Below are 19,891 nucleotides of genomic sequence, written 5' to 3'. Positions count from 1 at the left end.
ACCTGTGTGTTGCTTCTCTTTACATCATATCTATAGGGTCAATGTCTAAGTTCCAGCGCACCTTTTGTGCCAGCTTATGCGAACCTAGGTAATCGATAAGTTGCGCCACAAAGGCGTGTAATGCGCCTCGATCGGCACCCTGAATATGCAGCTGGTATCTAAATTTACCAGCAACGCGCTCCATGGGGGCGGGGATCGGTCCCAATAATTGTATCTTAGGGATGCGGGTTGCGGGAACTAAATCCGTTAAAAAACGAAGTACTAGCGATAAATCGTGGGCTTCGGCGCGTAATAAGGCCAAATGACTGTAAGGTGGCAGCTCAGTTTCCTGTCGTTCCTGCAGGGCGTAGCGGGCAAAATGTTGATAACCGTTATTAACCAGATCCTGCAATAGCGGATGCTCGGGAAAGTGGGTTTGCAATAAGACTGTGCCCGGCTCACCGCTTCGACCCGCACGCCCGGCCACTTGGGTAAGCAACTGTGCCAGATGTTCGGTGGCGCGAAAATCGCAGGAATGCAGTCCGGCATCGACATCGAGAATAATCACCAGGCTGACATCGGCAAAGTGGTGACCCTTGGCGAGCATTTGCGTGCCCACTAAAATACGGGCGCCGCCTTGGTTGATACGTTCGAGCTCTTCTTCCAAACTGCCTTTCTTACGGGTTGAGTCCCTGTCTATGCGGCTGATGGCAATGTCAGGGAACTGGGTCGTTAAGGCTTCTTCCAGTTGCTCCGTGCCCAGGCCTACCGGGTGTATCTGTGTGCTGCCGCAGTCCGGGCATTGCATTGGTGGCGGCGTTTGTTCGCCACAGTGGTGGCAGACCAGTCGGCGCATGGATTTATGATAGGTGGCGCTGGTGCTGCAACGGGGGCAGTCGCTAAGCCAGCCACATTCGTGACAGATAAGCGAAGGTGAAAAGCCGCGGCGGTTTAGAAACACCATGACCTGCTTTTGGCGGCTTAGCTCTTTTTGCATATAGGCCAGGCTGGCATGGCTTAAACCCGCCTGTAGATATTGGCCCTTGATATCGATAAGCTCAAAGTGGTTATCGCTGCTGGTTTGGGCGCGCTGGGTTAATGACAACAAGTGGTATTTGCCCTCAATTGCCCGGTGAAGGGTTTCCAATGCTGGTGTGGCACTGCCTAAAACCAGCGGAATATTATGTTGTTGGGCGCGATAGGCGCTCAGATCGCGGGCATGGTAACGCAGGCTGTCTTGTTGTTTGAATGAGGCGTCGTGCTCCTCATCGACTATGATCATGCCCAAGGATAAAAACGGCATAAAAATGGCCGAGCGGGTACCTATGACTATGGCGCAGCTGCCTTTTTGGCAAAAGCGCCAGGTTTGCAGGCGCTCGTTATCGGTCAGTGCCGAGTGCCAGAGCATAATCGGGGTGTCGGGGAAGCGGCGGCGAAAACGGTTAACCGTTTGCGGCGTCAGGCCGATTTCCGGCACCAGTACCAGCGCCTGTTTCCCCTGTTTTATTACTTCTTCCAGGCATTGCAGATACACCTCGGTTTTTCCGCTGCCGGTGACGCCCTCGAGTAAAAAGCTGGTAAAGCCCGAGCTTTGATTGATGGCGCTGCAGGCCACCGCCTGCTCGGCGTTAAGTCGTGGCTTGCTTGCTACCTTTATTTCATTGTCCCGCCAATGACTGGAAAATTCGATGCTTATCTCGGCCAGGTCTTTACTAACTAGGGCATCGATAGTGGCTTTGGTAAAGCCCAGGGCTTTTACCTCGGTTACCGGCGATTTACCGGACTGTGCTAACTGCGACATCAGCGACTGTTGTTTTTTCGCCCTTAGGGTGGGTAAGGCGCGGCCCTTTTCGGTAAGCTTAATATAGTTAATGCTGGTTTTATCTATGTCGTCGCCCTGGCGCAGCGCCTTAGGAAGAGCGGTAAAAATAGTCTCACCTAGGGGGTAGTGATAATAACGGGCGGTAAACTTCAGCAATTGTATATGAGTGGCGTCGATAATAGGGGCGCTATCAAGCACCCCAAGCACCGCCTTAACCTTGCTTTTGGGTAGTTCGGTACTGGCCTTACGAGTCAATACCAAGGCGGTCACCTGGCGGTTAGCAAAGGGCACAGAAACCCGCATGCCGGGCTCAAGGCTTGCCGCCAGCTTAGGGTCGACCAGGTAGTCAAAACTGCGGTGCAGAGGCACCTTGATTGCCACTTCCACATAGCATTCTTCCTGAGTTGGCAATAGGTCGGTTTGTAGGGCGCTTGGTAAAGACGACAAGGGTGAACTCACAGCATCAGACATGCTGTTAATGTACTAAATTCATGGCAAGGTGAATAGCGGCAATTAATGCTTGAACATTAAACAGGAGTTCAATAAAATACGCGGCCTTAAGGGTGCTGAGCGAATATTATTGGTCTTGGCACATTGAAACTAACGCGTATGGTGCCGAACTTCGGGTTTGGAGAGCGATACGGCCTATTTAGAGGTAATCCCCATGAAAGAAGGTATCCACCCTAAGTACGAAGCAATCAATGCAACGTGCTCTTGTGGCAACAAGTTCGAAACTCGTTCAACTTTGTGTAAAGACATTCACCTTGACGTATGTTCAGAGTGTCACCCTTTCTACACTGGTAAGCAGAAGATTCTTGACACAGGTGGTCGTGTTGACCGCTTCAATAAGCGTTTCGGTGCGCTTAGCAGCAAGAAGTAATTCATTGCTTATTAGAAAAAAGCACCCTAGGGTGCTTTTTTTGTGCCTCTTACTTTTTACGGCAGCTATCCAATACCAATTCTGTCTTCTACATAGAAAAATTCCAACGCCGTGAGCATGATATTTAGCCCGCTAGAAGTAAGTGAATTGGTATCCTATCCTGTTTGCTCTCTGATCGCTTGATTAACACAATTACTCTGGTCCATTCCCAGTATTGATATAAGCCATTTTGCATTTACTCTTTGTAAAGGTATTAATGAAAAGCGGCGATAATGCAGCTAAAAAGCATGAACATGCAGATGTGTGGGTAAATCCAGTTAAATCGTTGCATTTTTTTTGTTTTTATTCGCTATCGTTATATGAATTGCATTTTTTATATCTTTAGTTATGATTAACGCAGTTTTTATTGCTTTTTTTGACCCAAAAAAGGCATGGGAATATCGCTCATGCTAGGGGAAATTAAAATAATTAACCGGGATAATGATGCTAAAACCGCTTAATTTCGCGTAACAGGATAGACCTGATATTACTTGGAATATAGCCGGAAAAGCAGTATTGTTGCCTGATACCTGATCTCTCACCAATATTTCTAGCAGGATACTTTTTCATGTCAGACTTTCGTCAACAAGCTCTTGATTATCACGCTTATCCCGTTCCAGGCAAAATCAGCGTTGAGCTGACTAAAAGTGCGGAAACGGTCAATGACCTAGCTTTGGCCTACAGCCCAGGTGTGGCTGAGCCGGTGCGCGAAATTGCCGCCGATGCCAACAATGCCTATAAATACACTGCGAAAGGCAATATGGTTGCGGTTATTTCTAACGGCACGGCAATTTTAGGCTTGGGTAATTTAGGTCCGTTGGCAACAAAACCTGTAATGGAAGGTAAAGCCTTATTGTTCAAGCGCTTTGCCGGCCTTGATTCAATCGATATCGAAGTTAAACACCGCACCACGGAAGACTTTATCAACACGGTTGAAAATATTGCCGATACCTTTGGCGGTATTAACCTTGAAGATATCAAGGCACCTGAGTGTTTTGAAATTGAAAAAGCGCTGATCGAGCGTTGTAATATACCTGTATTCCACGATGACCAACATGGTACCGCCATTGTAACTGCGGCGGGCATGCTTAATGCTCTTGAGATTCAGGGTAAAGATATCAACGATGCCTTGATCGTTTGTTTAGGTGCTGGTGCAGCGGCTGTGGCCTGTATGGAGCTGTTGATTAAATGTGGTGCCCAGCGCGAGCACATCTATATGCTTGACCGTAAAGGTGTGATCCACACTCGTCGTGACGACCTGAACGAATATAAGCAAATGTTCGCAAACAACACGGATAAACGCACTCTGCAAGACGTGATCGCCGATGCCGATGTATTCGTGGGTGTATCTGGTCCAGATCTACTTTCTGCGGACGAGTTAAAGCTGATGGCCGACAAGCCAGTGGTATTTGCCTGTTCAAACCCAGATCCTGAAATTAAGCCAGAAGTGGCGCACGCTGCCCGTCAAGATTTGATCATGGCAACCGGTCGCTCTGATTACCCGAACCAGGTAAATAACGTTCTGTGCTTCCCGTTTATCTTCCGCGGCGCCCTGGATGTGCGCGCAACGGCTATTAATGATGAAATGAAGATTGCCGCTGTTGAAGCTATTCGTAGTATAGCTAAAGAGCCGGTACCACAAGAGGTATTGACCGCATCAGGTGTGACCGAGCTGGAGTTTGGCCCGCAGTACATTATTCCTAAGCCAATGGATCCGCGTTTATTGCCTCGCGTTGCTAAGGCGGTAGCCGAAGCCGCAGTAGCAACTGGTGTAGCGCAAATCGAGCTGCCAGAGGATTATATGAGCGATAAGTAATTTCCTTGTCGCCAAAAAAAAGCCCCAAGTTTTGCTTGGGGCTTTTTTTATGTGTTTGGAAAATCAATCATCACCGATCTCTGGGATCTCTAAGCCCATTTCCGCCATGATCTTACGCACTTCTTGCGGCACCTTCTCCGGATTATCCTTACGTAAGTCTTCATCGCCAGGCAGCGGTTGTCCGGTAAAAGCATGTAAAAATGCTTCGCAGAGCAATTCACTGTTGGTGGCATGACGCAGGTTGTTCACCTGGCGTCGAGTGCGTTCATCTGTTAATACTTTTAAAACGTTGAGCGGGATTGAAACGGTAATTTTTTTTACCTGTTGGGCTTTCTTACCGTGTTCCGCATAAGGGTGAATATACTCACCATTCCACTTGGCCATAATTTGCGTCTTGTTCTTTGGTCACTTAGGCATCAATAAGGGCGAAATTCTATCGTGTTGGAAAGGATAGTCAAATATTCCTCATATAGCTATTTAGACGTATAAATGTTTTGACTTCTATATTTGGATATTTTAACCTTTTGGACGTCTAAACATCCATTTCTGATTGGAGGCACTATGCCTAAGTTAAGTAAACAAACCATAGCGGTGCGCCACGGCATTGAAGCCGACCAACATCATGGTGCAGTTGTGCCCCCAATTTATTTATCCACTACCTATTCTTTTGCCGATTTTGATACCAAACGTCAGTACGACTATGGCCGCAGCGGTAATCCCAATCGCGATATTCTCGCAGAGGCTTTGGCCGAGCTTGAAGGCGGCGCTCGTGGCATCATTACCGCTACCGGCATGGCGGCGGTGCACCTGGTAACACAGTTGCTGACGCCCGAAGATACCTTGGTGATCCCCCATGATTGTTATGGCGGCAGCTACCGATTATTTACCTCCTTGGCCAAGCGCGGTTTATTAAAAGTGAAGGTGGTGGACTTCACCACTGCCGAGTGTTATCAGCAGCTTATCGATGCCAAACCTAAATTGGTATGGATTGAAACCCCTAGTAACCCAATATTGCGCCTGACCGATATTAAGGCCGTATGCGCGGCCGCAGCTCAAGTGGGTGCTTTGGTGGCAGCGGATAACACCTTCTTGTCACCTGCGCTGCAAAACCCATTATTGCTGGGCTGCGATATCGTGGTGCATTCAACAACCAAGTATATCAACGGCCACTCGGATGTGGTCGGTGGCGCTGTGGTTTGTAAAACTCCTGAGCTTGGCGAAGAGCTGGCCTGGTGGGCCAATAATATTGGTATTACCGGTGCGCCTTTTGACAGTTACCTGATTCTGCGCGGGTTACGTACTCTGAAAGTGCGTTTGCGTCAGCATGAGGAAAACGCCCAGGCTATCGCCGAATACTTGCAGCAACACCCTGAGGTAGAAAAGGTTTACTATCCTGGTTTGGCAAGTCACTCACAGCACCAATTAGCTAAAGCGCAGCAAAGTGGTTTTGGCGGCATGGTGAGCTTTGATATCAAAGGCGAACTAAAAGACAGCGCCAAGTTCCTCACCTCAGTGCAGCAATTTACCCTGGCCGAGTCCTTGGGTGGTGTTGAAAGCCTAATTTGTCATCCGGCGACCATGACTCATGCGGGCATGGACAAGGAAGCACGCTTAGCGGCGGGCGTGGGTGACACCCTTATTCGTATTTCTGTGGGTATTGAAGATCAGGAAGATTTGATCGCCGACCTTGAACGTGCTTTTGCACAACTTCATCAGAGCTAGGCTGGAGCAGATAAAATGGCCAAGGTAGTACATAAATTTGGTGGCTCTAGCCTAAGCAGTGCGGCGCGTTATCATGCGGTTGCTAATATTGTTCTCGCTCATAGTCAGGTCGGTGACATAGTGGTGGTGTCTGCCGCTGGTAAAACCACGGACACCCTGGTTAAGCTCTGGCAGACATTCGAGCAGCAAGATCAGCATAGCGGTATGGATGTGATAAGCCTGTTGCGCAATCACCAGCAGGAGCTGATCCAGGAGCTGCTAAGCGGCGAGCGCAAAGCTCAGGTGTTAACTCAGCTGGAACAAGAATTAACGAATGTATGGCTAGGATTTGAGCAAGGAAACTTGCAAGAGGCAGCGCTGCTGGCTCATGGTGAACTCTGGTCGGCGCGTTTGTTATCCAGCTATTTGCAGCAACTCGGCGTAGAGGCACAGGCGTTAGATGCACGCCAACTACTCTGCGCTCAACAAGGGCAGTTGTTGCATCGTGTGAATGAGCAACAATGTCAGCGCCTTATTGGCGCGGATAAGATTAATGTGATCACCGGCTTTATTGCCGCCGATCAACAAGGTCAGACGGTGACCTTGGGACGCAATGGCAGTGATTACAGTGCCACTTTATTTGCCCGTTATATGGATGTCGATGAGGTCTGTATCTGGACGGATACTCAAGGGGTGTTTAGCACCGACCCGAGAAAGGTTGCAAGCGCGCAGAAGTACCATAAAATCTGCCGCGCCCAAGCGCAATTATTGGCGGCTCTGGGTAACCCGGTTTTACATGCCAAGACCTTGTCTCCCCTGCATGGCACCAATATCAAACTGGCGGTGCGCAGCTCTTATGATAGCGATGCCCTAGGTACCGAAGTGGTGCGCGAGGGGGGGTGTAAGCATAAGCACTTTATTACCACCTTGGCGCAGCAAGACGTTATTAAGCTTGTTCACTTAGAGCAGGGTGAGCTGGAGCTGCTACGGCGTCAACTACAGATCAGCCTTATCGACTGTGATGTGAAAGGTGTGTGGCATCTGGTGGTACCGCAGCAGCACAGTGCTGAGTTATTGCATCACTTTGGTGAGCGTGCCCAATTGCTGGAGTCCAATGTTAACGGTTTCGCCCTGGTTGCACCGCAGCGAGAGCTGGAAAAATGCCAGCAGCAGGTAGAGCAGGGTTTGAGAGAGCTTAATCTAAATGGCCGTTTTACGCATGTGGGTGAAGGTTACTGCTTACAGTTAACCGATGAAGAAATCGGAGCCGATAGCTTGAGCTATTTACATCAGCGTTTGCTTGGCGCTCAGCGGCAGTTGGCCGTGGTGGTGGCCGGTTTGGGTAATGTTGGTGAGGTATTTGTGGCGCAATTTACCCAGCAATTGGCGCGTTTACGTCAGCATATCGATGTCAGGGTGGTGGCCTTAGTGCGCAGTGAAACCCTGCTTTTTGACCCTTGCGGTCTAGATACCGAGCAATGGCAAACAGCCTGGGAGCAAGGTGCTCAGCCCTATACCAAGGATGAACTGTTATCGCGTCTGGCGCAGCTAGACTATGAACATAAGGTGGTGATCGATATCACCGCCAGTGAGGCCTTTAGTCAGCTTTATCCGCAATTTGCCAAGGCCGATTGCCATTTGATCAGCGCCAATAAATATGCCGGTACCGCTCCCTTTTCCTGGTATCAGAGTTTGAAGCAGGATCTGGCTCAGCGTAATTTGCAGTGGCGTTATAACACCAGCGTTGGCGCGGGATTACCCATTAACTTTGCCCTGGCTGATCTGCAAAATAGTGGCGACCGGGTGACCCGAGTACAGGGCGTTTTTTCCGGCACCTTGTCCTGGCTGTGCAGCCAATATGATGGCAGCGAGTCTTTTTCTCAGCTCTTGCTTAAGGCGCAGGAGCTTGGCTTTACCGAGCCGGATCCCCGTGAAGACTTATCCGGGCGCGATGTACAGCGTAAGCTATTGATACTCGCCCGTGAACTGGGCTTAGAGCTGGAACTGGATGATATTGAGCTTAGCGCCTTAATGCCAACTCAGCTGGCCGCTGGCAGTTGGCAGGAGTGCCAGACTAACTTAGATGTGCTCGATGAATTTGTGGCGACGCGGGCGCAGCAAGCCGCAGCGGAGCAGAAGGTTCTGCGCTACAACGCCGATTTGCGTATTGAACAGGGGAAAGTCGAGGCCAAGGTAGGACTGGTGGCAGTGCCGACAAGCGATCCTTTGGCGGGTTTGCAGCCAGGTGACAATATCTTTGTCGTTAACAGCAACTGGTACCAGGATAATGCCTTGGTTATTCAAGGGCCGGGAGCGGGCAAGGAAGTGACCGCCGCGGGAGTACACTCAGATCTATATTGGCTTGCTAGTAAGTTAAGCTAACGCCAACTCAGGTTGAGAAATAAAAAAGCCAGCATTTGCTGGCTTTTTTATTTTTTGGTTAGAACAATTCATCCTCAGAGGGCAGGGGTTTATCGCCTGATGTTTGAGTTTCAAATAGCACGGGCGGAGCCTTTTCCGCGTAACGGGTCGGTGCCGTGCCTTTAATAAAGTACTCGAAGCGGCTGGTATGATCATTGTTATGGCTAAGCAGTCCGGTCTTCAAGTCGATACGTACCGACTCTAAGCCTTCAGGTGGCTCAATCGCCGCATAGGGCTGATCTTCCAGGGCCACACGCATAAAGTCGATCCAGCCCGGTTGTGAAGTCTTGGCGCCGGACTCGGCACCAAAAATCTGACCGCGGTCGAGATTATTGTTGTAGCTGGTTCGCCCTAATGGGTTACCCGGGTTATCGAAGCCAACCCAAATTGTGGTCATAACATTGGCATTGAAGCCGCTAAACCAGGTATCTACCGAGTTGTTGGTGGTACCGGTTTTACCTGATAAATCACGACGTTTTAAATCGGTGGCACGCCAACCCGTGCCGTTCCAGCCGGTGCCATGCTGCCAACTGCCGCCACCCCAAATGGCGCTATTCATGGCATCGGCAATCAAAAAGGCATTCTGCTCTGAGATCACCCGTGGCGCACAGCTAGGCATGGTTTGCTCTTGCTGTTGCTCTAGTTCATCGATTTGCGGGTCGATTGCTAATTGTGTATCTGTGTTGGTTTCCTCAGCGATCAATTTTTCAAGCTCAGCAAACTCGGCCAACACTTCATTTTTGCGTCTTTGTTCATTGCTACAGGCAAGCAAAGGCTGGGCCTGATAAAGCACTTCATCTTCGCTGGTGACTATGGAGCTAATAAAGTAGGGTTCCACCAAGTGACCGCCATTGGCGAAGGCGCTCATACCACGTGCTAATTCCAGCGGTGTTAACGAGGCGCTACCCAGGGCCAGGGTTTCATTGTGTGGAATATCTTCGTCCTTAAAGCCGAATTTAAGCAGGTGATCGGCTGTGGTGTCGACACCTACACCGCGGATCAGACGTACCGAGACCACGTTTTTAGATTGAGCCAGGGCGCGACGTACGCGAATTGGCCCTACATATTTTTCCGGGCTGTTTTTTGGACGCCAGGCAACCCCCTGACTTTTATCCCAATGGTTGATTGGCGCATCATTGATTATGGTTGCCAGTGAATAGCCATGCTCCAGCGCCGCGGAATAAATAAAGGGTTTGATATTTGAACCGACCTGACGCTTGGCCTGTACGGCACGGTTGTACTGGCTTTGTTCAAAACTGTAGCCGCCAACTATGGCTTTGATGCGGCCATCTTTAGGGTCGATAGATACCAAGGCGCTGGACGCATCGGGAATTTGTGCCAGTAAAGGCTGGTCATTTTTATCGAAGCGATACCAAATTTGCGCCCCAGGGTTCAAGATATCGGCGGCGGTCTTGGGGGCAAAGCTCTGGCGTGACTGAGTGATATAGGTACGTGCCCATTTCAGACCTTCCCAATCTATGGTGAGGTGCTCACTGTCTTTGGTCAGTACCGTTATAGCCTGCTCTTCAACAGACATGACGACACCGGCATGAAGATCGGCCTGTGTATTCACCCCTTTTAGGTATTGCGCTAACTCTTGTTCGGCAACAGCTTCTTCACTGTCATTTTGCCACAGGTAAGCAACTGGGCCGCGATAACCGTGTCGCATATCATAGGCATAAAGGTTATCCCTTAACGCGGTTTGTGCCGCCGCCTGCATGGTCGATTCTACCGAGGTATATACCTTGATGCCGGAATTATAAGCCTGCTCGGTGCCGTACATGGCAACCAGCTCTGCACGGGCCATTTCGGAAATATAAGGCGCATAGAGTTCTATCTCGGCACCATGGAAGGTGGCAGTGATCGGAGCACTTGTTGCTTCCTGATATTCAGAAGTGCTGATATAACCTTCATCCAACATGCGTGAGAGCACCACATTACGGCGTGCTTTTGCTCGTTCTGGATTACGAATAGGGTTTAATGCCGAAGGTGCTTTAGGTAAACCTGCAATCATCGCCATTTGTGCTAGAGTTAATTCATCGAGCGACTTACCATAATAAACTTGGGCTGCCGCACCAATACCAAAAGCGCGGTTTCCTAATTCTATTTTATTAAGATAAAGCTCGAAAATTTCATCTTTGCTTAATAATTGTTCAATGTGAATGGCGATAAATATTTCTTTAACTTTTCGAATATATGCTTTTTCGCGAGTTAAAAAGAAGTTTCGAGCCAATTGCATTGTAATAGTACTGGCTCCCTGGCGCTTTTCGCCGGTGGATATTAGTACTAAAGCACTACGTACTATACCTATAGGGTCGATACCGTAGTGTTCATAAAAACGATTATCTTCGGTAGCCAGGAATGCTTTTAGGAGTGGTTCCGGGACGTCGTTGATTTTTACAGGGATTCGCCGCTTCTCACCAAACTGGTTGATCAGTTTGCCATCCCGCGTAAAAACTTGCATTGGTGTTTGTAACTTTACATCTTTTAATACCGCTACGCTGGGGATGTCAGGCTTCACGTAAAGGTATAAAGCAACCAGAGTAATACAGCCCAGGAGGCCACATATGCAAAGGATTTGTAAAAATTTTTTGAATATTTTCACGGATAATTCCCTATTTGGACTCCCAATTGAGCGCAGAGGTTGCTAGTATATCTTGATTAGAAAGTGAATAAAATTTTTTCATCAATAATTTATAAGTCTATTATAATTATAAAAAAAGGTTTCACGTTGCTCTTATGTTAAATCGACTTCTCAAAAAGTCAGTGCCCGCCATGGTGGGCATCGACATCGGCTCACACTCTGTTAAAGCAGTGTTATTAACACAGCAGGATCAGGGTTATCGTCTCGATGCTGTTGCGATCGAACCTATGCCCAAAGGGGCTATGGCCGAGCGTAACATACAAGATATTGAGGCGATTGGCCGCGTAATCGCAAAACTCAGAAGACGCATTCCAAAGTCTGTCAGTCATGCCGTTGTTGCTGTGTCTGGTCAGACGGTGATTACCAAGGTGATCTTTATGGACGTGTCATTAAGTGATGCTGAACTGGAATCGCAGATCGAAATCGAGGCGGATAGCTTAATCCCTTATCCCCTGGATGAGGTCAGCATTGATTTCGAAAAGCTCGACATCAACGAAGCCGACCCGTCAAAGGTCAATGTGTTGCTATCGGCAGCGCGTACGGAAAGCGTGGAAGCGCGTTCCGGAGCGGTTGAGGCCGGTGGTTTCACACCCAAGGTGGTTGATGTGGAAACCTATGCTTTAAGCAGGAGTCTGGATGTGGCCTACGGGGCATTGCCAGAAGATGCCAAAGACAAGGTGGTGGCTTTGGTTGATATCGGTGCGATGATGACCTTGGTCAGCGTGGTGCAAAAAGGTGAGACCATCTATACCCGTGACCAGGTATTTGGTGGTGAGCAATACACCAACACCATAGTCTCCTACTACAACAAAAACTTTGATGAAGCCGAACGTGCTAAATGCACGGGCGACTTACCGCCTAACTACACCTTTGAGGTATTGGCTCCGTTCCAAACTTCTTTGTTGCAGCAGGTTCGTCGCGCGGTGCAAATGTTTTTGACCACCAGTGGTAAAGAACAAGTGGATTACATTGTCTTGTCTGGCGGTACGACCATGATCGATGGCCTGGATAGGTTGCTTGTCGATGAACTGGGTATTCATACCGTTGTTGTTGACCCCTTTGCCCATATGGAAATTGGTTCGCGTGTTGATCAGGAGCTGATCAGCAAGCATAAGGCCCAATTCGCCGTCGCCACGGGTCTTGCATTGAGGAGCTTCTCAGCATGCCACATATAAATTTATTGCCTTGGCGTGAAGCCGCACGAAAGGAAGCGCAGCAAAATTTCGTCACCATCTTGGTGGCGGTGATTGTGATTGCCTTTGCTTCCATGTTTGCGCTTAGCCAAGTCTACGGCGCCATGATCGATGGTCAGAATGTGCGTAACAACTTTTTAGTACGGGAAATTCAAGTGCTGGATCAGCGTATCGCCGAAATTCGTGAGCTTGATAAGAAAAAAGAAAGCTTGCAACAGCGTATGCGCCTGATTGAAGAGCTACAGAGTAACCGTAACCTGGGTACCCGCATTATGGATGAAGTGGCGAAAATCGTTCCTTCTGGCGTTTACTTTACGACCTTAGAACGTCGCGGTGATGCAATTCAGATATCGGGTAAGAGTGAGTCCAATAACCGCTTATCAACCATGATTCGTCAAGTTGAAGGCTCATACCTACTAGAAAGAGCATCCCTACGAGGCATTGTTGCCGGGGAAGAAGAAGCTCGTTTGTTGAGTGATTTCAATATGCAATTCAGTGTGAAGTCCTTCGGTGAGATTGGCGAGGTGCAACAATGAGTTCAGGTTTTAAAGCCTTTAGTGATATCGAGTGGGGTGAGCTGGAGCTCGATAACATAGGCGAATGGCCAGCCTTGGTAAAGGGCTTGGTCTGTCTATTAGCCGCCGGTTTAGTCTTGTTCTTTAGCTATAAACTTCTGGTGGAAGATAAAGTCAGTGGCTTTGAAAGCGTGCAAAAGAAAGAAGTTGAATTGCGCGACAGCTACCGAGTGAAGTATTCCAAAGCCAGTCGTTTGGAACTTTACAAGCAGCAGATGCAAGAGATGGAAGAGAAATTCTCCCAGCTATTGAAAAAGCTGCCGACTTCGAATGAAACTCCCGGATTACTGGATGACCTTTCTTATGTAGGAACAACCAGTGGCCTGACCTTTGTTAAAATTGGTTGGTTGCCGGAGATTAAAAAAGAATTCTACACCGAGCTACCCATCAAGATTGAGGTTGAAGGAAGCTACCACGAGTTTGGTGAATTCGTAGGTAAGGTAGCGCAGCTACCACGTATTATCAGCTTGCACGACTTTGACATCGAAGCTACAGGTGATGACCAGCTAGTGTTTAGTGTGGTCGCTAAGACTTACCGTTATGAGGGGGATGAATAATGAAAAAACTCCTCGCAGTCGCCTCGTTAACACTGTTAGTGAGTGGGTGTTTTGATGACACGACCGAGCAAAGAGAGTTTATCAACCGAGTAAAAGCCAGTACGCAGCCCAAGGTGGAGCCAATTCCTGAAATTGCCCAGTTTGAGCATTTTGCCTACAGCGCATCAGACTTACGTAGCCCGTTTGTGGCGCCTAAACCTGAGCTGATTCAGGATAAGTTGATCCAGGTGCAAAACTGTTTACACCCGGATCCACAGCGTAAGAAAGAGCCTTTGGAGCGTTATCCTTTAGATAACCTGTCAATGAAAGGCACACTCGGTTCAGGGCCTGCAACTTGGGCTCTGGTCAAGGCATCGGACGCAACATTGCACCGTATTTCAAAAGGCAATTATGTTGGCTTGTATCACGGCAAAGTGACTCAGGTACGCAATAACTACATAGAATTATTAGAGTTAATCCCTGATGGAGCAGGATGTTGGAAAGAACGCCTGACCAAGCTAGAAATGTTGGAGGCAGGTGATGATTCCAGTTCATAAAAATCAAGGTAACAGCACAATGCAAAATAACGCATTCAAAATGAATCGTATCTATTCTTTGGTACTCGCAGTAGCTACCCTGTTTATGTCGAGTTTTGCGACCGCCGTACCCTTGTTGTACGACGTTCGTTATAACCCATTGCTGGAAGGTGAAACTGAGGTCGAGTTTGTATTCGATGAAGAAATCTATATCGAACCGCAAATTCAGGTATTCAGTGAGCCAGCGCGTATTGAGCTTTTCTTTGATGAGGCTGATTATGAGCAAAGCCTTGAAGAAGTACTGATCAATAAGGCCGGCGTAGAGAAGGTAACCAGCGAGTTCGTTAATGACGGCTTTAAGGTAACTGTATTCCTAGATCGCCTGAAGATTTATCAGACGCGTATAGATAAAAACCTGTTCTATTTACACGTTTCCGATAACCCAGTACAAGACGCATCGCAAACCATTGCTGAAGAAAACGAAGGTGCTAACTACATCAACCGTATTCAAGCCTTGGATTTCCGTCGCGGCGAAAAGGGTGAAGCGCGCGTATTGGTATTCTTACAAGAAAACATGGCCGCTATCGACGTACAAGAACAAGCGGGCAAGGTAGTTGTTGAATTCCACAATACGGATATCATTGACGACCTGCTGTATCAATTGGATGTTATGGACTTCGGTACCGTGGTGAGCATGGTAGAAACCTTTAAAGAAGGTTCTAACAGCCGCATCGAAATCGACACCACAGACGCATTCGATTATAACTATCAGCAACTTGACAACATCTTTACCATTACCTTGGAAAAAGATGAGTCGAAGCGCAGCTTTCTTGGCAATGGCAAAGACTACCAAGGTCGCCCTATGTCATTGAACTTCCAGGATATCTCTATCCGTGCGGTATTGCAGATCATCGCCGACTACAATGGTTTCAACCTAGTAGTGAGCGATTCGGTTTCAGGTAATATCACCCTACGTTTAGACGGTGTTCCTTGGGACCAAGCCCTTGATATCGTACTACGAGTAAAAGGCCTGGATAAGCGTATGGAAGGTTCGATTCTGATGGTTGCTCCAACCGAAGAATTGGCTGCTCGTGAAGCGAAAGAGTTAAAAGCCAAGCAGCAAGTTGAAGACCTGGAGCCGCTATACAGCGAGTATATTCAGCTTAACTATGCCAAGGCACAGGAATTTGCTGACCTACTGCAAACCGATGTAAACAGCATTCTATCTAACCGTGGTAGCGTGTCGGTTGATGCCCGTACCAACACCTTATTAATCAAGGATACGGCCAAGAGCATCGAAAACGTGCGCCGTATGGTTGAGACCCTAGACGTAGCGGTGAAGCAGGTTGTTATCGAGTCACGTATGGTAACGGTACGCGATAATATCCAAGAAGACCTGGGTATTCGTTGGGGCTTCAGTGATGGTAATGGCGGCTGGGGAAATGGTACGTCATTTCCTGGGGCAACGGGTACAGTAACAGGTGTATCGGGTAACCTAATCGGTGCAAACGACATTGCTTACAATGGCACTCCAAGCCTCGGTGACCGCCTAAACGTTAACCTACCAATTGCTAATCCTGCGGGTAGCATTGGTATGCACGTGGCTAAGTTAGCAAATGGCCAATTGATTGACCTTGAGTTATCTGCTCTGGAGCAAGAGAACAAGGGTGAGATCATCGCCAGCCCGCGTATCACTACAGCAAACCAGAAAAAGGCGCGCATCGAACAGGGTACTGAAATCCCATATGTGCAGTCGGCTTCAAGTGGTGCAACAACGGTTACCTTTAAAAAGGCAGTGCTAAGCCTGGAGGTTACTCCGCATATCACTCCTGATAACAAGGTTATCCTTGACCTGGCTATCACGCAGGATACCCGAGGCGACACCGTAGACACGGCAACGGGTCCGGCGGTAGCTATCGATACTCAACGTATCGAGACTCAGGTGCTGGTTGAAAACGGTCAAACCGTGGTGCTAGGTGGTATTTACCAGCAGCAGATCATCAACTCAGCTCGTAAGGTACCGCTACTGGGCGACGTTCCTTACCTAGGCGCCCTGTTCCGCTCAACCAGTGAGCGTAACGAGAAGCGTGAACTGCTTATCTTCGTAACGCCGAAGATCATGGTAGAGAGTACGCTGTAAACCTCACAGCTTAGTAAAAAGCCACTCATCAGAGTGGCTTTTTTTATGCCTGCTATAAAGCGTTAGACATGAAAAAGGCCACTTTGCAGTGGCCTTTAATATGGCGAATATTTTAGAGGCTATTAGATGTACTCGAACACCTTGATCACGCGCTCAACACCGGAGATATTACGGGCAATTTGCACCGCACGTTCGGCTTCGGTTTTGCTAACCAGACCCATTAAGAAGACCTCGGCATTTTCTGTGACCACCTTAATATTGTTACCACTGACATCGTCTGCCGCTAAGAGCTGAGTTTTCACCTTAGAGGTGAGCCAGGCGTCGTGGCTTTGTGTACTGATGCTGGTCGGTGAGCCCAGGCGCAACTGGTTATGCAGGCGACGTAAGCCATCGGCACCCTCGGCGGCACTTTGGGCCTGTGACTTCATCTGCTCGCTGGGCACCTGGCCGAGTAGCAAGACGATGCCGTTATAGCTTACCACTGTGACATTGGCATCATCTCGTTGGCCGATGCGCTCCTTGATGGCTAAAGTGGCTTTAATTTCTATATTGTTATCGTCTATCTGGCTGCCTATGGTGCGGCGATCATTGGCAGCGGTGACTGCACCTGCAGTACCGGCGACTACGGCGGCGGCACAGCCTTGCAGCAATAAGGTGCCAACGAGAACTGCGATAAGACTCTTATTATTCATTTAGTTTTCTCCCTGAGGAAACAGCGTCATGTCAACAAGCTCACTAAGGCAGTGCAGATTGACAAGGTGTGATTCTAAAATACGACTTGGCCGCTTGGCGGGGATGCGAATTTCCACGTCATTAGCGCTCAGTAATCCGGCTAATTCGCCTCCATCATCGCCAACTAAGGCGATCACCGTCATATCCTTGGTTAAGGCGGCTTCAACGGCGCTGATCACCGTTTTTTCATTACCGTTAATGGCGAGTACCAGCAGCAGGTCACCTTGCTCACCCAGCGCTCGTATCTGCCTAGCAAAAATATCTCGGCTGCGGTTAGTACTGGGTTGTGAGCTTAGGTTTAATGCCTGTGGTGATAAGGAAATGGCTGGCAAACAAGGGCGTTCTGTTTCGAAAAAGTTTACCAGCAAGGCGGCAAAATGATCGCTCAGCATATGGCAGCTGGAAGCGCCACAGCAAAGCAGTTTATTGCCATTGATCAGTGCTTGGGCAATGCTAAGTGACGCCGATTCCAAAACTCCGGGTAATACCTCTCCGGCGGCAATTTGCGCTTGGATGCTTTCGGTAAAAAGCTCTTTAATTTGTTCCTGCATTTATAGTACGTTTTTTATCCAGTGAAATTGGGGTGCCGACTGGCCTTCAATGGCCACATAGTCGGCGCGGAGTATACAGTGCGCCAAGTTATGCTTTTGTACATAATGGGCTATGGTGCGCCTTAGTCGCTGCCTTTTTTGCTCCGTTAAGGCATTGAGTGCACCACCAAAGCCAGCTTGGCGGCGAAACTTAACCTCGACAAACACCCAGGTTAGCCCTTCTTTCATGATCAGGTCTAACTCGCCGTAGCGACAATTATAATTACGAGCGACCGGCGTCAGGCCCTGCTTCTTTAAATAGTCCTCGGCCAGCAGCTCGTAGTGTTGTCCTTTTGCTCTAGTGTTGCGCCATTCCTTCGGTAGCCAAAACATCGCTTGATTCCTCTTGCGGCTGTTGCTCTGGGTCCTGCTTTAACTCTTGCCTTAACAGTGGCGTTGGGCTGATATGCTCAAGATTCACCGGGGCGATTTGCCGCGACTGATAATGAGCCCAAGCCAGGTGACGTACCACCTCGCCCTCGCTGTTTACGCTTAATTGTCCTGTTAATCCTGGCAGGCTTTTACCCGGTAGCATGCTTAACTGGCGCAGCTCTGGAATAACAGTGATAGCATCATAGCCCATGGCAAACAGGCGTTGCTCTATATCGGCCTGATTTGGCCACAGCCCTTGCACAGTTTCTTTAAGCTGACGGTTGGTCATATTATTTACGCCTGTCGTCGGCAGCATCCAGGGCAGCTCGGTAAAGTATAAGCCGTTCAGGTCGCGCTTGTCGCTGCTGTCTATTTGCGTGCTATGACTCTTAGAGCTGGCATACAGGGGAATGCGATCGACAAAGGTGCTGACATTGACATCTAAATAAGGTTTTAACAAGCGTGTTTGTGTGGCATCGGCAAGCAGGTAGATCACGTCGATATCACGGCGTGAGCGGGTTTCGCTTTCCACCTTTTGCTTAAACAGGCTTTCAATGAGCTCGATGCGGGCTTCACTTTGGCCAACTTCAAGGATATCGCTTATCACCTGCTCCATGGCCTTATTGTCATCGAACAAGCCCACCAAGGGAGCCTGCTCGTTATAACGCAGCCATTGAGTGCTGAAGTATTCACTTAAACGCGTGCCCGAGCGATCATTGCTGGCCAAAATCAGCGGCTTTTTAAAGCCTTGAGCCATAAAGTGTTGCAGGGCTTGATCCAGCTCGTGCTCCGGCGCCAAGGCAAAATAAAAGTGCTGCGATGACTGGCGCAGGTAATCGCTGCGGTTTAGGTAGATGCTGGGGATGCCTTCGAGCAGCGCCTGTTGTTCAAAGCGATTGATATTGCCCTTTAACAGCGGGCCTATGGCGAAGTCGATATTATTAGCACTGATGGCCGCTTGAATTTCTTCGTTGCTAAGATTGGCATCAATAAAATACACATCATTAAATTTATGCTTGTCCAACGCCGCAATCACGCCGTTTTTAACCGCTTCCCCCAGGGTGCGGTTACCACCACTGAGAGGAAGAAAAACGCCAAGGTTGGCAACCTTATAAGGTTCGACCTGCATTAGCTGGGCAACTTTCTCATCCAGGGCAAAGCTGGCTGGGTGATCTGGATTACGACGCTGCCAATTATTGGAAGCGCTGTGTAATTCCACCGGTTGGCCAAGATAAAGCTGTTTAATAAGCGCCAGCTGTATCCAGCCTTGCTGGATACTGGAGCCGTTGTTAAAGCCTTGCAGTTGTTCAGTGGTAAGTCCTTGCAGGCTTTGCCACAGCAGCGGGTTAACTTCGGCGTCATCAATACCGTAACGGTCGGCACTTTCCGAAGCGCGTAGTAAAAAAGGCACGGCCTGATTATTTAAACGCATATAGGCGTAGGTTGCTCCCTGCACCAATTGATGCCAATAAAAATGCTCTGGGGTGCTGAGCTGAGCTTGCACCGAGGCACTTTCGCGTAAGGCGTTATTCGGATTGCCTAGTTTTATTTGTGCATAGGCACGGACCAGTAAGGCTTGTGTATGCCAGCGTGGATGCTTCTTTAGCAGGGTATCGCTGACATCCTGCAAGGTTTGCCAATCTTGCTCGGCAAGGGCTTGCTTCTGTGCTGCCACCAGTTTAAATCGCTGCTGGTCACCCTTTAATTCCAGCGCCTGACTATAGAGCTGCTGAGCCGACAAAACCTCGGGTTCGGCCGGGGCGATGATATTTGTCGTGGTATTTATATTTTCTTGGGGCTTTTGTGTTGTGCTGCAGGCGGATAAGCCTGACAATAGCACTAAACCAGCAATCGATTTGAGTCGCACAGTCTTTGTGTTCCAATTGGCCATAGTGTGATTCGCTTATCTTACTGA

At 48.8% G+C, this 19,891-nt stretch carries 16 protein-coding genes; 9 read left to right on the top strand and 7 right to left on the bottom strand.

Features of this window, described 5'->3' with window-relative positions:
* Nucleotides 1-19 precede the first annotated feature (19 nt).
* Entirely contained in the window at nucleotides 20-2,272 is a 2,253-nt protein-coding gene (gene priA, locus C2M34_RS03500; RefSeq protein WP_105258079.1) for a primosomal protein N', read from the bottom strand.
* A gap of 193 nt (nucleotides 2,273-2,465) precedes the next feature.
* Between priA and rpmE the strand changes: the two genes are divergently transcribed.
* Both rpmE and C2M34_RS03490 read left to right on the top strand, forming a co-directional pair.
* The gene (gene rpmE, locus C2M34_RS03495) at nucleotides 2,466-2,681 is read left to right on the top strand and encodes a 50S ribosomal protein L31 (RefSeq protein WP_105188542.1); all 216 of its coding nucleotides are present in this window, start codon (nucleotides 2,466-2,468) and stop codon (nucleotides 2,679-2,681) included.
* Nucleotides 2,682-3,288: 607 nt separating this feature from the next.
* Nucleotides 3,289-4,536, top strand: a complete 1,248-nt coding sequence (locus C2M34_RS03490) for a malic enzyme-like NAD(P)-binding protein (protein WP_105258078.1) — start codon at nucleotides 3,289-3,291, stop codon at nucleotides 4,534-4,536.
* 63 nt (nucleotides 4,537-4,599) lie between these two features.
* Here C2M34_RS03490 and metJ read toward each other — a convergent pair whose 3' ends face one another.
* On the bottom strand, nucleotides 4,600-4,920 hold the full coding sequence (metJ, locus tag C2M34_RS03485) for a met regulon transcriptional regulator MetJ (protein WP_105199341.1): 321 nt from the start codon (nucleotides 4,918-4,920) through the stop codon (nucleotides 4,600-4,602).
* 177 nt (nucleotides 4,921-5,097) lie between these two features.
* Here metJ and metB point away from each other — a divergent pair, with 177 nt between their 5' ends.
* Together metB and metL are read left to right on the top strand one after the other, a co-directional pair.
* Nucleotides 5,098-6,258 carry a cystathionine gamma-synthase gene (gene metB, locus C2M34_RS03480; RefSeq protein ID WP_105258077.1) on the top strand — a complete coding sequence of 387 codons (1,161 nt, stop codon included), beginning with the start codon at nucleotides 5,098-5,100 and terminating at the stop codon, nucleotides 6,256-6,258.
* A gap of 15 nt (nucleotides 6,259-6,273) precedes the next feature.
* Entirely contained in the window at nucleotides 6,274-8,619 is a 2,346-nt protein-coding gene (gene metL / locus C2M34_RS03475) for a bifunctional aspartate kinase/homoserine dehydrogenase II (protein WP_105258076.1), read from the top strand.
* Nucleotides 8,620-8,677: 58 nt separating this feature from the next.
* Here the strand turns inward: metL and C2M34_RS03470 are convergent, their stop codons facing one another.
* Nucleotides 8,678-11,263: a penicillin-binding protein 1A gene (locus C2M34_RS03470; protein ID WP_105258075.1), complete on the bottom strand. Its 2,586-nt coding sequence runs from the start codon at nucleotides 11,261-11,263 to the stop codon at nucleotides 8,678-8,680.
* Between the two features lie 134 nt (nucleotides 11,264-11,397).
* Here C2M34_RS03470 and C2M34_RS03465 point away from each other — a divergent pair, with 134 nt between their 5' ends.
* The 5 genes from C2M34_RS03465 to C2M34_RS03445 are packed head-to-tail and all read left to right on the top strand — an operon-like array spanning nucleotide 11,398 to nucleotide 16,282.
* Entirely contained in the window at nucleotides 11,398-12,477 is a 1,080-nt protein-coding gene (locus tag C2M34_RS03465; RefSeq protein WP_105213457.1) for a pilus assembly protein PilM, read from the top strand.
* Nucleotides 12,465-13,031, top strand: coding sequence for a PilN domain-containing protein (locus C2M34_RS03460; protein ID WP_105199346.1), 567 nt, complete (start codon nucleotides 12,465-12,467; stop codon nucleotides 13,029-13,031). Before C2M34_RS03465 ends, C2M34_RS03460 begins: the two co-directional genes overlap by 13 nt.
* Nucleotides 13,028-13,627, top strand: a complete 600-nt coding sequence (locus C2M34_RS03455) for a type 4a pilus biogenesis protein PilO (RefSeq protein WP_105213456.1) — start codon at nucleotides 13,028-13,030, stop codon at nucleotides 13,625-13,627. The genes C2M34_RS03460 and C2M34_RS03455 overlap by 4 nt, the downstream gene beginning before the upstream one ends.
* Nucleotides 13,627-14,163 carry a pilus assembly protein PilP gene (locus tag C2M34_RS03450; protein ID WP_105199348.1) on the top strand — a complete coding sequence of 179 codons (537 nt, stop codon included), beginning with the start codon at nucleotides 13,627-13,629 and terminating at the stop codon, nucleotides 14,161-14,163. Before C2M34_RS03455 ends, C2M34_RS03450 begins: the two co-directional genes overlap by 1 nt.
* Nucleotides 14,147-16,282 carry a type IV pilus secretin PilQ gene (locus C2M34_RS03445; protein WP_105258074.1) on the top strand — a complete coding sequence of 712 codons (2,136 nt, stop codon included), beginning with the start codon at nucleotides 14,147-14,149 and terminating at the stop codon, nucleotides 16,280-16,282. Before C2M34_RS03450 ends, C2M34_RS03445 begins: the two co-directional genes overlap by 17 nt.
* Before the next feature lie 122 nt (nucleotides 16,283-16,404).
* On the opposite strand, the gene dolP is transcribed toward C2M34_RS03445, so the two are convergent.
* Genes dolP through C2M34_RS03425 form a run of 4 tightly spaced genes read right to left on the bottom strand, consistent with a single transcriptional unit; the run spans nucleotide 16,405 to nucleotide 19,843 of the window.
* On the bottom strand, nucleotides 16,405-16,974 hold the full coding sequence (gene dolP, locus C2M34_RS03440; RefSeq protein WP_105213454.1) for a division/outer membrane stress-associated lipid-binding lipoprotein: 570 nt from the start codon (nucleotides 16,972-16,974) through the stop codon (nucleotides 16,405-16,407).
* On the bottom strand, nucleotides 16,975-17,565 hold the full coding sequence (locus C2M34_RS03435) for an SIS domain-containing protein (protein WP_105258073.1): 591 nt from the start codon (nucleotides 17,563-17,565) through the stop codon (nucleotides 16,975-16,977).
* Complete coding sequence (locus tag C2M34_RS03430) at nucleotides 17,566-17,937, bottom strand: YraN family protein (protein ID WP_105213452.1); 372 nt, start codon at nucleotides 17,935-17,937, stop codon at nucleotides 17,566-17,568.
* The gene (locus C2M34_RS03425) at nucleotides 17,903-19,843 is read right to left on the bottom strand and encodes a penicillin-binding protein activator (protein ID WP_158681384.1); all 1,941 of its coding nucleotides are present in this window, start codon (nucleotides 19,841-19,843) and stop codon (nucleotides 17,903-17,905) included. Before C2M34_RS03425 ends, C2M34_RS03430 begins: the two co-directional genes overlap by 35 nt.
* Between the last annotated feature and the right edge of the window lie 48 nt (nucleotides 19,844-19,891).

Source organism: Pseudoalteromonas sp. T1lg88 (assembly GCF_002964765.1).
In the GTDB taxonomy this organism is placed as follows: domain Bacteria; phylum Pseudomonadota; class Gammaproteobacteria; order Enterobacterales; family Alteromonadaceae; genus Pseudoalteromonas.
The sequence above is the reverse complement of the archived record's forward strand: the minus strand, read 5'-3'. Positions and strand labels throughout refer to the sequence as shown.

Bases quoted from the DNA above. Each gene is read 5' to 3' on its own strand.
- metJ (WP_105199341.1), bottom strand. From the start codon at position 4,920: ATGGCCAAGTGGAATGGTGAGTATATTCACCCTTATGCGGAACACGGT.
- C2M34_RS03455 (WP_105213456.1), top strand. From the start codon at position 13,028: ATGAGTTCAGGTTTTAAAGCCTTTAGTGATATCGAGTGGGGTGAGCTG.
- priA (WP_105258079.1), bottom strand. From the start codon at position 2,272: ATGTCTGATGCTGTGAGTTCACCCTTGTCGTCTTTACCAAGCGCCCTA.
- C2M34_RS03450 (WP_105199348.1), top strand. From the start codon at position 13,627: ATGAAAAAACTCCTCGCAGTCGCCTCGTTAACACTGTTAGTGAGTGGG.
- metL (WP_105258076.1), top strand. From the start codon at position 6,274: ATGGCCAAGGTAGTACATAAATTTGGTGGCTCTAGCCTAAGCAGTGCG.
- dolP (WP_105213454.1), bottom strand. From the start codon at position 16,974: ATGAATAATAAGAGTCTTATCGCAGTTCTCGTTGGCACCTTATTGCTG.
- C2M34_RS03490 (WP_105258078.1), top strand. From the start codon at position 3,289: ATGTCAGACTTTCGTCAACAAGCTCTTGATTATCACGCTTATCCCGTT.
- C2M34_RS03430 (WP_105213452.1), bottom strand. From the start codon at position 17,937: ATGTTTTGGCTACCGAAGGAATGGCGCAACACTAGAGCAAAAGGACAA.
- C2M34_RS03460 (WP_105199346.1), top strand. From the start codon at position 12,465: ATGCCACATATAAATTTATTGCCTTGGCGTGAAGCCGCACGAAAGGAA.
- C2M34_RS03445 (WP_105258074.1), top strand. From the start codon at position 14,147: ATGATTCCAGTTCATAAAAATCAAGGTAACAGCACAATGCAAAATAAC.
- rpmE (WP_105188542.1), top strand. From the start codon at position 2,466: ATGAAAGAAGGTATCCACCCTAAGTACGAAGCAATCAATGCAACGTGC.
- C2M34_RS03465 (WP_105213457.1), top strand. From the start codon at position 11,398: ATGTTAAATCGACTTCTCAAAAAGTCAGTGCCCGCCATGGTGGGCATC.
- metB (WP_105258077.1), top strand. From the start codon at position 5,098: ATGCCTAAGTTAAGTAAACAAACCATAGCGGTGCGCCACGGCATTGAA.
- C2M34_RS03435 (WP_105258073.1), bottom strand. From the start codon at position 17,565: ATGCAGGAACAAATTAAAGAGCTTTTTACCGAAAGCATCCAAGCGCAA.